The organism is Paenibacillus typhae, assembly GCF_900099765.1.
Taxonomy (GTDB): domain Bacteria; phylum Bacillota; class Bacilli; order Paenibacillales; family Paenibacillaceae; genus Paenibacillus_AQ; species Paenibacillus_AQ typhae.
In genome coordinates this window covers 50,772-63,937 of record NZ_FNDX01000006.1, presented here as the reverse complement: position 1 = coordinate 63,937, position 13,166 = coordinate 50,772, and the positions used below count along the sequence as shown (strand labels likewise).

The following is a 13,166-nucleotide window of genomic DNA, read 5'->3' as shown; positions in this document are numbered from 1 at the left end:
ACGTTAAAAAATAATGGCCAATCTCGCGCTGGCGACTTTGGCATACGGCACAACATGTTCTTTTTTGCCCGCGGAGATGAGCAGTTCCTCATTCTCGAACGAGACCAAACGGCCCTCGAATTCCTTAAGGCCCTGAATCGGCTCATAAACCGTTACATATACGTCCTTGCCTACCGCTTTGGCTACATCCGCTGCTTTTTTGAGCGGGCGTTCAGCCCCCGGAGAGGAAACCTCCAGGAAATAGGCCTCGGGGATCGGATCATTCTCATCCAGCTTTGAACTGAAATATTCGCTGATCATGCCGCAGTCATCGATGTCGATGCCGCCCTCTTTATCTACGAATATGCGCAAAAACCAGTTGGAACCTTCCTTCACGTATTCAACGTCCACCAGTTCGAAACCATTGTCCTCAAGATAGGACCCGAGCATCTGCTCTACCGTTTGTTTGATTTTGGATTTGGATGTGCTCAAAAGAAAATTACCTCCACGAACTTGTCTTTTGCTATATACCAAAGATAAAGAGTGGGTTTCCCCACTCTTTACACAACGGACTTATCTCATTATTACCAAGAAAAATTATACCATAGTGCATCTGCACTGACAAGTACCAGCCCTTGACTGCCTGTCCGGCAAGGCTTTGCGGGGCTGATATTCAGGGAGTCCACGCAAAGTACCAGGTGATTCTTCGGAGTCATCGCTTCACTTTGCGGGGTATTTTTAGAACAGTGACAGCTGGTTGCTCTCCGGAAGTCCGCGGAAGCAGCCCATCCCGGTCAGCAGCTCGATAACCGTCTTGCTTGCTTTGGATTTCTGCTGGAAATCCTCAATTGACAGAAACTCGCCGGCATCCTTGGCGGCAGCAATATTGATCGCCGCATTCTCACCGATTCCCGCGAGCGCGGAGAACGGCGGAATCAGGCTGGTGCCGTCAACGGTAAAGCGATTCGCATCGGAACGGTACAGATCGATGTTCTTGAAGGTGAACCCGCGCGCCGTCATCTCCAGCGCCATCTCGAGCACCGGCAGCATCGCTTTTTCCTTAGGCAGCGCCTGGAAGCCCTTGGCTTCGATCTCGCCGATCTGGCGGTTGATCGCTTCATAGCCCTGGCAGCAGAGCTCGATGTCAAAGTCAGCCGCACGTACCGAGAAGTAGGTCGCATAATATTCAATCGGATGATACAGCTTGAAGTAGGCGGTCCGCACTGCAGAGATTACATATGCAGCGGCATGCGCCTTAGGGAACATATACTGGATCTTCAGACAGGAATCAATGTACCATTGCGGCACTTTGCATTTCTTCATCTCTTCAATCCATTCGGGAGGCAGCCCTTTTCCTTTACGCACACTTTCCGTAATTTTAAAGGCCAGGCTGGCATCCATACCCGCCTTATAGATCAGATAGAGCATGATATCGTCACGACAGCCGATTACGGTCTTGATGTTGCAGGTGTTATTTTTGATCAGTTCCTGTGCGTTGCCCAGCCATACGCCGGTACCGTGGGACAGTCCTGATATCTGCAGCAAGTCGGCAAAGCTGGACGGCTTCGATTCGATCAGCATCTGGCGGACGAATTTGGTTCCCATTTCGGGTACACCGTAGGTGGCCACAGGGGTGCGGATCTGTTCGGGCCGCACCCCTAACGCCTCGGTAGAGTTAAACATGCTCATAACCTTCGGGTCATTCATCGGAATGGTTGTCGGATCGACGCCGGTCAGATCCTGCAGCATACGCATCATGGTCGGATCATCATGGCCCAGAATATCAAGCTTCAGCAGGTTGGCGTCAAAGGCATGATAATCGAAATGGGTTGTCTTCCACTCGGCTGTCACATCATCCGCAGGGAACTGGACCGGGGTAATATCTTCGATCTCCATATAATCCGGCAGAACGACGATACCGCCCGGATGCTGTCCGGTGCTGCGCTTAACGCCTGTGCAGCCCGCCGCCAGACGGTTAAGCTCGGCCCCCCGCCAGCGCTTCTGGTGATGCTCCTCATATTTCTTGGTGAAACCGAAGGCTGTCTTCTCAGCTACCGTACCAATCGTTCCTGCACGGAATACATTATCCGGGCCGAACATCGTTTTGGTAAAGTTATGGGCATTGGGCTGGTATTCCCCGGAGAAGTTAAGGTCGATATCGGGAACCTTGTCCCCTTTGAAGCCAAGGAAGGTCTCAAACGGAATATCCTGCCCCTCTCCCTTCAGCCTGCCGCCGCAGTCCGGGCAGGCTTTATCCGGAAGGTCAAAACCGCTCGGCACGCTGCCGTCCAGGAACCATTCGCTGTGCTTGCATTCGGGATTCAGGCAAATGTAATGCGCCGGCAGCGGATTAACCTCGGAGATGCCGAGGAAAGTCGCAACTACAGACGAGCCGACCGAGCCGCGGGAACCTACGAGGTAACCGTCCTGATTCGACTTTTTAACAAGCCGCTCCGAAATCAGATAGTTGGCCGAGAAGCCGTATTTGATAATCGGCGCAAGCTCTTTTTCCAGGCGGGCCACCACGACTTCCGGGAGATCTTCACCGTAAATGGACTTGGCCGTGTTATAGCAGGTGCTGCGTATTTCTTCGTCCGCCCCTTCAATATTCGGCGTAAAGAGCTCGCTCGGGAACAGATCATATTCCTCGAACCGGTCGGCAAGCGCTACGGTATTGGTGACAACAACCTCCATCGCTTTTTCCGCACCCAGGAACTCGAACTCCGCCAGCATTTCATCCGTTGTCCGGAAATGGGCATCCGGCTTAACCTGATCCTTCAGCGGACTGAATCCGGTAATTCCGTGGATCGTGATATCACGAAACAGCTTTTGGCGGGGCTCCAGATAATGAACATTGCCCGTGGCAATGACCGGCTTGTTCATCTGTTCGCCAATTTCACAGATTTTGCGCACAACATCCCTTAAATCCTCAGCCGTTGCCACAAAGCCCTTATCCACAAGATGCATATACATCGTCAGCGGCTGAATCTCCAGAACATCATAGAACTGGGCAACCTCCATCGCTTCCTCTACAGTCTTGTTGAGCACTGTCTCAAAAAATTCCCCGCGCTCACAGCCGGAAATCACGATCAGCCCGTCGCGGTGCTGCTCAAGCTTCGATTTCGGGATGCACGGCACACGCTTGAAGTACTCCGTATGGCTCATGGAGATCAGCTTATACAGGTTCTTTTTGCCGGTAGGGTTCAGAGCATAGATTCCGCAGTGGAACGGCCGGACATTGGACAGATCGTTACCTACATAGTCGTTCAGCCGCTCCAGCCGGGTCAGATTCTTCATCTTCTCGGCGTCATTCAGAAGGCCGGTCAAAATGCCGCCGAGCGCAATGGTATCATCAACAGCCCGGTGATGGCTTTCCAGCAGCACTTTATATTTATCCGCAAGTGTGTTCAAACGGTGATTCTTCATACTCGGAAACAGCAGCCGCGCCAGCTCCAGCGTATCCAGTGACGGATTCGGCAGCTGCGGCTGGCCCAGCTTCAGCAGAGAGGCCTGAATGAAGCCCATATCAAACCGCGCATTATGGGCAACCAGAACCGCATCGCCTATGAACTCTACAAACTCCTTCAGTACCGGTTCCAAATCCGGTGCATCCTTAACCATTTCGTCAGTAATGTTGGTCAGCTGCTGGATATGGTAAGGGATTTTTTCGTGCGGATTAACGAATGTTGTATAACGGCCGATCTCCTTGCCTTCACACATCTTGATAGCAGCAAGCTCGGTAATATTATTGCGTGTGATGGACAGGCCGGTGGTCTCGATATCGAATACGACATAGGTAGCTGTTTTGAGATCCATAGGCTGCGGATTTTCCACTATATTGACCGCATCGTTGACAACGTTAGCTTCCACACCGTAGAGCATTTTGATTTTATGCTTATGGACCGCATGGTTGGCTTCCGGAAAACTCTGCACGTTCCCGTGGTCTGTAACTGCAATGGCCGGATGGCCCCATTTGGCGGCAGTTTTGATGTATTCACCAATCGGCGTAACGGCATCCATGGTGCTCATGGTCGTGTGCAGATGGAATTCAACCCGTTTTTGCTTGGCATTATCTTTGCGGGCCGGCGGCGCGTTTACCTCAGTCAGGTCTGATGGAATCATTACAAGCTCAGGGATCTGCATGAAACGGTCGTACTCGACCTTACCGCGCGCTCTAACCCACTTGCCGTTTGCCAGCTGGCTCATAATTTTCAGATCTTCTTTGGTCTTGGCGAACATCTTCATCTGCAGGGAATCAGTGAAGTCGGTTATGCAGAAAGTGAACAGCGTATTGCCGTTGCGCAGCTCCTTGCTCTCCAGCCCAAAAATCGTCCCTTGAATGGTAATTTTCTTCTCTTCATCCTGGATTTGCAGAATCGGAGTTGCCTGCTCCTTGATTTCATAGCCAACCTGGAGCTTTATCACTTCATTCGGATCAACATCTTCCTCCGGCTCCTCCGGTTCGCTGCTCGTCATCATCATCATTTCCACGAGCTCACGCTGCTCCTGCTGCAGCTTCTGCTGGAATTCCTCATAAGCATCCGCTTTACTGGTTTCATTCTCGGCAATCTGCAGCTTTACCTTCAGCGGAAATCCGAAATATTTATCATAAAATTTAATAATAGCCGCTTCGATTCCCTTTTTGCGGGCAAGCTCCAGTGACATCTTGTCATTCAGGCTGAGGACAAGCGTGCTATCCTGCAGCTCCTGTGCAGACCGGGTCAGCCAGCCGTTAACCGACGGGATCTCCCGCTGCACCCACTCAATGAACAGCCCCCAGTACTCCTGTACAAGCTCCTGTCTGCCAACCTTTTTTTCATCATATAAAAACAGGAAGCTGACTTTGGCGATATGCTGCAGCTTCTCACGCATTCTCAAACAAAAGGTCCGGTACGCCTGTGCCGGGACGAGACTATCCTTGGCGATGACAATATGCCAGTCCTTATTGCCACGGCTGATCTCTACACGCTCAATCTGTCCATCCATGAAATAGGAATCAATCAGCGCAGGCGGAATCTCCCCCTGCTTCATCAGAAGCTCGAACCTTTTTCTTCTCTCCGCGTTCTGTTCCATGCTTCCCCCACCCACTTACACAATGATAAATTGTAAAAAGCTTCCGGGTCGACAAAGTGTTGGGTTCTTTCGGCCCGCCGACTCCTCTCGCCAGAAGCTGCATTCAGATACTGTCTATTATAATCTATTGTTGTTTAATAAGCTTTGGCAAAAACAACCGTATGCTTGGCCGGCTTGCCGCAGCAGATGCAGGTAGTCTTCTGCTCTGCCGGATTAAACGGAATATTGCGGCTGCCTGCTCCCGTTTCTTCTTTAACTTTATCTTCGCACTCTTCGGTTCCGCACCAGCCTGCTAAGGCAAAGCCGCGCTTTTCCTCCATCGAGGCCTTCATCTCTTCCAGGCTGTCCACGGAATAGAAGTGGTCCTCGCGGAATTTCAGCGCACGCTCAAACATCTCGTTGTGCACCTGCTCCAGCATGGCTTGTACTTCTTCCACCAGATTGTCCTGCTGGATGACCTTCTTTTCGCCGGTAATCCGGGACACCAGTACGCAGACGCCGTTTTCCATATCACGCGGGCCCAGCTCCAGACGAACAGGTACACCGCGCATTTCGTATTCGTTGAACTTCCAGCCTGGGGTCAGATCGGCCCGGTCGTCTACACGCACACGCACTCCGGCATCCTTCAGCTGCTTGAACAGCTCGTCCGTCCGGCCAATTACCGCTTCACGGGTCTTAGGCGGTCCGATTGGAATCATAATAACCTGAGTCGGAGCAACCTTTGGCGGCAGCGCCAGACCGCGGTCATCCCCGTGAACCATAATCAGCGAGCCGATCAGGCGGGTTGTAGATCCCCAGGAAGTAGTGTGTACATACTCCAGCGAGTTCTCGCGGCTCAGATACTGAATTTCAAACGCTTCGGCAAACTTGGTTCCGAGATAATGGGAGGTGGCCGCCTGAACAGCCCGTCCATCCTTCATCATCGCTTCAATAGAGTAAGTATCCACTGCACCGGCAAAACGCTCCGAAGGCGTCTTCTGGCCGGTAACAACCGGAATCGCTAAGAAGCTCTCCACAAAATCACGGTAGTTCTCCAACATCCGCATCGTTTCTTCGCGTGCTTCGGATTCGTTCTCATGCGCCGTATGGCCTTCCTGCCACAGGAACTCTGTGGTCCGGATAAACGGCAGGGTGCGTTTTTCCCAGCGTACTACGTTCGCCCACTGGTTGATCAGCACCGGCAGGTCGCGGTACGACTGAATCCATTTGGAATACATGTGTCCGAACATGGTTTCTGAGGTCGGGCGGACCGCCAGACGTTCCTCCAGCACATCCCCCCCGGCCTCCGTTACCCAAGGCAGCTCGGGATTGAAGCCCTCGATATGATCCTTTTCCTTCTGGAAAAAGCTCTCCGGAATGAACACCGGGAAATAGGCGTTACGGTGACCGGTAGCCTTCAGGCGGCGGTTCATTTCCTCCTGGATATGCTCCCAGATTTCATAGCCCTCCGGTTTGAACACGATACAGCCGCGGACCGGCGAATAATCCATCAGATCCGCTTTTTTGATTACATCGATATACCAGCGCGAGAAATCCTCGCTCTGCGGTGTTATTTCCGTAACGAACTGCTTATCTTTAGCCATCTCTTGAAATCCTCCTAAATTGCCCGGCAAAATAAAGCTTGGCTGCGGAGCCATCCGGCCGCCATTTGCGGGTCCGCCATAAATCAGCTTGGGTTAGATCGAAAATCAGCCTGTAATCAGGCGCAAAATATCATTATAGGTTACAGCAATCATGACCAGGAACAGCAGAGCAAATCCTACAAAATGGACCATACCCTCACGGTTCGGATCAACCGGCTTGCCGCGAAGCGCTTCAACCCCGAGGAACACCAGACGGCTTCCGTCAAGTGCCGGAATCGGCAGCAGGTTAAAGATCCCGAGGTACAGGCTGAGAATCGCCGCCCAGTAGGTGAGATAATCAATGCCCTGCATGGCGATCTGTCCGGTCATCTGGAAGGTGCCTACCGGCCCTGAGACCTCATCCATATTGAAGTTGTTGATCAGCCGCTTAAATCCGGTGAATATCAGTTCGGTTGTGCTTACCATCGCTGTACCCGATTTGCTGATCGTCTCCCCGAATCCGGCCTTGCGTGTCTCCACATCCCGGGTTATCCCTACTTTGCCGCCTTCTTCCCCTTCCATAGTCCGGGGAATCATCGTTACCTCATAGGTTTCACTGCCGCGCTGCAAGACCCAATCCATCTCCTTGCCTTTGGATGCCGAGGTCAGCTCGATCATCTTCATATAATCTCCGCCGATTTGCTCGCCGTTGACTGAGACTACGATATCCCCTACCTTTAACCCGGCTTCCTCCGCAGGCATCCCTGCGCTGATATCGCCAATCCTGACCACGGTAGGATTCTCGATCGGTATGCCTGCAAGTTGCAGATGCAGAGCAAACAGGACGAAGGCCAGAATAAAGTTCATTACTGGTCCGGCTACGATAGCCAAAGCGCGCTGTCCGACTGTTTTGCTGCCGAATTGGCGGTCTTTAGGCGCGATCTGAGTCTGCTGGCCGCCTTTGATCATCATGGCCTGCGGATGCACGTCATAGGTAGTAACCTCGCCGTCCACATCAAGCCGGATTTTCAGTTCATCCTCCAGGTCAGTAAACTGCGCCTCCCCGCGGATAACGTTTCTACGGGTGTCCAGCGAGTCTAGATAGATGTTCTTAACCTTGTTGTCCTGACCGAGCCTGACCGCAATCATCTGCCCCTGGCCGATCTCTACAATTTCGGGATCCTCGCCGGCCATGCGCGCGTAGCCGCCGAAAGGCAGCAGACGGAGCGTGAACTGGGTTTCACCGCGTCTATAAGAAAACAGTTTCGGGCCGAAACCGATAGCAAATTCGCGTACAAGAATACCGGCGCGCTTGGCGAAAAAATAATGTCCCCATTCATGGACAGTCACCAGAACAAAAAACATAAGCACCGTTAAAAAAACGACCCTTACCATTTCCATCCGTAACATTCCCCCTTTAGGTGTAAGACCGAAGTATGTCCTCTTAATTTATCATTATTCCAAGGCCCGGCACAAGAGAATCAACAGTCTCAGCCTATTTTTACAGGGTAACGTAAATTCCCCGCCCGCATCAGCCTTTAAACCGTTTCAACGCGGTTATAGCTTAGCGGCAATTTCCCGGGTTACAGCATCACATTGCTCTATCTGCTGCAGGTTCGGATTGCCGGCATTTTCATGCCGCAGGAGCACTTCTTCAATAATTTCCTCTATGCGTAAAAATGGAATCTCACGGCGCAGGAAGCGGGCAACTGCAACCTCATTGGCTGCGTTATAGGCAGTCGTCGCAGTTCCTCCTGCTTTGCCGCATTCAATTGCCAGCTTCAGCAGTGGGTACCGGACATAATCCATCTCCCGGAAGGTCAGGCGTCCGATTGCAGCCAGCGACAGCCTGGAGGCCGGTGAAGGCCAGCGGTTTGGATAAGTCAGGGCATACTGGATCGGGACGCGCATATCCGGGCTGCCCAGCTGTGCAATAATGCTGCTGTCACAAAACTCTACATAGGAGTGAATAATACTCTCCGGATGCAGCAGTACATTAATTTTTTCATAAGGCAGGTTGAACAGCCAGTGTGCTTCAATAACCTCAAGGCCCTTGTTGACCATCGTAGCCGAGTCAATGGTAATTTTAGCTCCCATGCTCCAGTTCGGATGACGAAGCGCATCTTCTACAGTAACATTTACGAGCTGATCACGCGTGTAATCCCGGAATGAACCTCCGGAAGCTGTGACAGTGATACTGGCAATATCCGCACGGTTTTCCCCGTTGAGGCACTGAAAAATGGCAGAATGCTCACTGTCGACCGGCAGGATCTTCACTCCCTTGCGGTCAGCGAGCTCTGTCACCAGATGGCCGGCTGTGACGAGCGTTTCCTTGTTAGCCAGTCCGATATGGCGGCCGGCTTCAATAGCTGCAAGTGTAGACTGAAGGCCTACACTGCCGACCAGAGCAGTTACGACCGTCTCTGCTTCACCGCCTGCAGCTATTTCCACCAGACCCTCATTGCCGTAAAAAAGTTCAACACCGGCAGGCAGGCTGGAGCGGATCTCCTCCGCATGCTGCTTCGAAGACACCGATACACGACGCGGATTAAAGCGGCGGACCTGCTCGAGCAGAAGATCCGTATTGCTGCCAGCAGCCAAGCCGTCCACAATAAACTGATCGGGATGCATAGCAACCACATCCAGCGTCTGTGTGCCGATTGAACCGGTAGAGCCGAGTATACTTATTCTTTTCACTGTTGGATCTTCTCCCGTCGTTTGTTAGTAAGGCATAAGCATTACGATATGTACGAAAGGAAATACGATAATCCAGCTGTCGCAGCGGTCAAGAATCCCTCCATGACCAGGCAGCAGCGAGCCTGAATCCTTAATACCGTACACCCGTTTATAGGCAGACTGTACCAAATCTCCAAGCTGACCGAGAACAGCGGCAGACAGACCGATCAGAAGGGCCCGTCCGACAGTCAGCAGATCAGGAGCAAATAATGCGAATAATGCCGAAATGATTACCGAAATAGCTACACCGCCGAGCGCACCTTCAACCGTTTTGTTAGGGCTGATGGCGGGCCAGAGCTTGTTACGACCGAAGCTTCTGCCGACAAAGTATGCCCCGGCGTCACTGCCCCAAATGCAGCACAGCAGCAGCAGCGTCCAGAACAGGCCATGGCCGTCGCCGGCAGCACGGGTGGTGCCCATATAGGAAAAGCCCATCCCTATGTATACAATTCCGGTAAACAAAAGTGCGGTGAGCCGAATGTCATGTTTATTTTTGCTGAATACCGTAACCAGCAGGAAAACCAGTAATAATAGCCATACTCCCTGTTCCCATGTCAGCCAGACGGAGGCATCCAGCAATCCCCAGGGGATCATGAAGCAGACAATCGAAGCGTAGCCAAGCAGGGCAGTGCCGCTTAACGGAGAGAGCCCTGTCATTTTGACAAATTCATATAATCCGACGAGTGCCATGGCAGTCAGCAGGAGCTGATAGGACCAGCCCCCGATAGCACAGAGCCCCAGAAAAAGCGCTCCGGCCACAATTGCGGTAATGAGTCGTTGCTTCAAAGGTTCCCATCTCCCATCACAGGCCTACTTCAATCCGCCATAACGGCGTGTACGGCGCTGATATTCGGCTACAGCCTGCGTCAAATGCGTCTTGTCAAACTCAGGCCAGTAGGCATCCGTAAACCAAAACTCACTGTACGCAACTTGCCAGAGCATAAAATTGCTGAGCCGCATCTCTCCGCTTGTTCGGATCAGCAGATCCGGATCAGGTAAGCCGCCGGACAGCAGTCTGCTGTCAATCAGCTCGGAAGTGATCTCCTCGGGTGACAGCCGTCCGGCCTTGATATCATTGCCGAGGTCCCGCATACAGTCTTCCAGCTCTTTGCGTCCGCCGTAATTCAGCGCGAAATTCAAGACAAGTCCGGTATTGTGCTTTGTCCGCTCAACAGCCTCTTCCATCGCTTTGCGGGTATGGGAAGGCAGGGCTTCACTGTCCCCCATCACACGTACCTGTACGTTTTTTTCAATCAGTTCATCCAGTTCAATGGCAAGGAATTCCACAGGCAGCTTCATCAGAAAATCGACCTCATCCTTGGGCCGCTTCCAGTTCTCTGTAGAAAAAGCGTACATCGTCAGGAACTCTACTCCCAGATCATTAGCAGCGATGGTAGCACGTTTTACGGCCTTCATCCCGTTTTGATGACCGACAATGCGCGGCAGGCCGCGCCGTTTCGCCCAGCGTCCGTTGCCGTCCATAATAATCGCTATATGCCGGGGGATATTGTCAGGTGAGATCTCAGCAGGCTGTTCTTCCTGCCGGTCATTACGGCTAAGCCATGCTTGAATCCGTTTGATCATTTCCGTTTCCTCCAAGCTCTTATCAGAAAGAGACAAACCCCACCATATGCGGAGGGGCCTTGAGGTCTCTTGATTATCATTATACTTCCATAATCTCTTTTTCTTTGGACAAGAGCACCTTATCGACTTCAGCTATGAACTTATCCGTTGATTTCTGAATATCTTCCTGATGCCCGCGTGACTCATCTTCCGAAATGCCGTTTTTCTCCATCTTTTTGATGTCATCGTTGGCATCGCGGCGGATGTTGCGGATCGCCACTTTTGCTTCTTCGCCAAACTTCTTGGTGAACTTCACCAGCTCTGTACGGCGCTCTTCGGTAAGGGGCGGAATGCTGAGACGGATGATAGTACCGTCATTTGCAGGCGTAAGGCCCAGATCCGACTTCATAATCGCCCGTTCAATATCCGCTACCGATGATCTGTCCCATGGCTGGATCAGCAAAGTCCGGGAATCCGGCGTGCTGATGTTGGCCAGCTGGTTAACCGGTGTAGGTGCACCGTAATATTCAACCTGGATCCGGTCCAGGAGCGCTGTAGATGCGCGTCCCGCACGCAGGGTTGCCAGGTCACGCTTCAGGGAAGCAATCGCTTTTTCCATACGTTCTTCGGCATTCTTTTTAACCGTCTGTGGCATTAATCTACACTCCCTTTAACAATCGTTCCGATTCTTTCACCAAGAACGACACGTTTGATATTGCCTTGCTCTGTAATAGCAAACACAATGAGCGGTATATTATTATCCATGCACAGAGAGGAGGCGGTGGAATCCATAACACCAAGGTTTTTGTTCAGCACATCCATATAGGTAAGCTGCTCAAATTTCTCGGCTGTCGGATCTTTGAACGGATCCGCAGAGTAGACACCGTCTACTTTGTTCTTCGCCATCAGAATAACTTCTGCTTCAATCTCAGCTGCTCTAAGCGCCGCGGTTGTATCGGTCGAGAAGAACGGGTTACCCGTTCCGGCTGCAAAAATAACCACACGGCCCTTCTCCAGATGGCGGATGGCCCGGCGGCGGATGTACGGCTCGGCAATCTGCTGCATGGAAATGGAGGTCTGCACCCGTGTCGGAACGTCGATCTGCTCCAATGCATCCTGCAGGGCAAGCGAATTCATAACTGTAGCGAGCATTCCCATATAATCGGCTGTTGCACGGTCGATGCCGCTTGCACTGCCGGCGATGCCGCGCCAGATGTTGCCGCCTCCGCAGACAATGGCTACTTGAACACCAAGCTCAACCACTTCCTTAACCTGCTCAGCAATGGAATTAATTGTCTCTGCATCAATGCCATATCCGTTTTGTCCTGCCAATGACTCTCCACTAACCTTAAGAACGACTCTCTTAAATACCGGCTGTCCCAATTGTATACCCTCACTTTCTTACAAAAGACGGAACACTAGGTGTACGTGTTCCGTTCTTTTGATGCTTGCCTTTATTCAATTCAAAGATGCTGTATTGCAGCTTATTTATTGTTTAACCTGTGCCATTACTTCGTCAACAAAGTTGTCGACTTTCTTCTCAAGACCTTCACCCAGCTCGTAACGAACGAAACGGCGGATGGAGATGTTTTCGCCAATTGTGCTGATTTTTTCATTCAGCAGCTGAGCGATTGTTTTGTCCGGGTCTTTAACGAACGGCTGCTCAAGCAGGCAGTATTCTTCGTAGAACTTGCTGATGCGGCCTTCAACCATTTTTTCAACGATTTTTTCTGGTTTGCCTTCGTTCAAAGCCTGAGCTTTCAGGATTTCCTTTTCCTTCTCAACAGCTTCAGCCGGAACTTCTTCACGGCGTACGTATTGCGGGCTGGCTGCAGCAATCTGCATTGCAATGTCGCGTGCGAATTCTTTGAAGGAATCTGTTTTACCAACGAAGTCAGTTTCACAGTTGATTTCTACCAGTACGCCGATACGTCCGCCAGCGTGGATGTAGGATTCTACAGTACCTTCAGTAGCGATACGTCCAGCTTTGTTAGCTGCTGCGGAAAGACCTTTTTCGCGGAGCAGTTCAGCGGCTTTGGTGATGTCGCCGTTTGCTTCTTCAAGCGCCTTTTTGCAATCAAGCATACCTGCGCCTGTTCTTTCACGAAGTTCTTTTACGGATTTTGCATCTACTGCCATTGTTATTCCCTCCAGGTAATTGTCGTTTTATTCCATTCAAGGCCATTATCCTAAAAAAAGGGCAGTGAGAGGTTATCCACCTGCCAACCACCCTTTTCATTTAAGTTCTTGTTT

The 13,166-nt window shown here is 51.6% G+C and carries 10 protein-coding genes; all 10 read right to left on the bottom strand.

The genetic code is table 11. From position 1 onward, the window contains the following. Positions 1-3: 3 nt before the first annotated feature. Positions 4-471, bottom strand: a complete 468-nt coding sequence (rimP, locus tag BLR64_RS07355; protein WP_082707846.1) for a ribosome maturation factor RimP — start codon at positions 469-471, stop codon at positions 4-6. 246 nt (positions 472-717) lie between these two features. Beyond that, positions 718-5,052 (bottom strand): PolC-type DNA polymerase III, encoded by a 4,335-nt coding sequence (locus tag BLR64_RS07350; protein ID WP_090713508.1) that lies wholly within the window; start codon positions 5,050-5,052, stop codon positions 718-720. 134 nt (positions 5,053-5,186) lie between these two features. Then, the gene (gene proS / locus BLR64_RS07345; protein WP_090713507.1) at positions 5,187-6,635 is read right to left on the bottom strand and encodes a proline--tRNA ligase; all 1,449 of its coding nucleotides are present in this window, start codon (positions 6,633-6,635) and stop codon (positions 5,187-5,189) included. A 105-nt stretch (positions 6,636-6,740) separates the two neighbouring features. Continuing rightward, positions 6,741-8,015, bottom strand: a complete 1,275-nt coding sequence (rseP, locus tag BLR64_RS07340) for an RIP metalloprotease RseP (RefSeq protein WP_090713506.1) — start codon at positions 8,013-8,015, stop codon at positions 6,741-6,743. 156 nt (positions 8,016-8,171) lie between these two features. After that, complete coding sequence (locus BLR64_RS07335) at positions 8,172-9,311, bottom strand: 1-deoxy-D-xylulose-5-phosphate reductoisomerase (protein ID WP_090713505.1); 1,140 nt, start codon at positions 9,309-9,311, stop codon at positions 8,172-8,174. A gap of 24 nt (positions 9,312-9,335) precedes the next feature. Beyond that, on the bottom strand, positions 9,336-10,136 hold the full coding sequence (locus BLR64_RS07330) for a phosphatidate cytidylyltransferase (protein ID WP_090713504.1): 801 nt from the start codon (positions 10,134-10,136) through the stop codon (positions 9,336-9,338). A 24-nt stretch (positions 10,137-10,160) separates the two neighbouring features. Beyond that, positions 10,161-10,934 carry an isoprenyl transferase gene (locus BLR64_RS07325; protein WP_090713503.1) on the bottom strand — a complete coding sequence of 258 codons (774 nt, stop codon included), beginning with the start codon at positions 10,932-10,934 and terminating at the stop codon, positions 10,161-10,163. Positions 10,935-11,013: 79 nt separating this feature from the next. Next, complete coding sequence (frr, locus tag BLR64_RS07320) at positions 11,014-11,568, bottom strand: ribosome recycling factor (protein ID WP_039874210.1); 555 nt, start codon at positions 11,566-11,568, stop codon at positions 11,014-11,016. Continuing rightward, on the bottom strand, positions 11,568-12,296 hold the full coding sequence (gene pyrH, locus BLR64_RS07315; protein WP_090713502.1) for a UMP kinase: 729 nt from the start codon (positions 12,294-12,296) through the stop codon (positions 11,568-11,570). The genes frr and pyrH overlap by 1 nt, the downstream gene beginning before the upstream one ends. A 105-nt stretch (positions 12,297-12,401) precedes the next feature. Further along, positions 12,402-13,052, bottom strand: coding sequence for a translation elongation factor Ts (gene tsf / locus BLR64_RS07310; RefSeq protein ID WP_068723975.1), 651 nt, complete (start codon positions 13,050-13,052; stop codon positions 12,402-12,404). Positions 13,053-13,166 lie beyond the last annotated feature (114 nt).

Bases quoted from the DNA above. Each gene is read 5' to 3' on its own strand.
- BLR64_RS07350 (WP_090713508.1), bottom strand. From the start codon at position 5,052: ATGGAACAGAACGCGGAGAGAAGAAAAAGGTTCGAGCTTCTGATGAAG.
- proS (WP_090713507.1), bottom strand. From the start codon at position 6,635: ATGGCTAAAGATAAGCAGTTCGTTACGGAAATAACACCGCAGAGCGAG.
- rseP (WP_090713506.1), bottom strand. From the start codon at position 8,015: ATGGAAATGGTAAGGGTCGTTTTTTTAACGGTGCTTATGTTTTTTGTT.
- BLR64_RS07325 (WP_090713503.1), bottom strand. From the start codon at position 10,934: ATGATCAAACGGATTCAAGCATGGCTTAGCCGTAATGACCGGCAGGAA.
- frr (WP_039874210.1), bottom strand. From the start codon at position 11,568: ATGCCACAGACGGTTAAAAAGAATGCCGAAGAACGTATGGAAAAAGCG.
- tsf (WP_068723975.1), bottom strand. From the start codon at position 13,052: ATGGCAGTAGATGCAAAATCCGTAAAAGAACTTCGTGAAAGAACAGGC.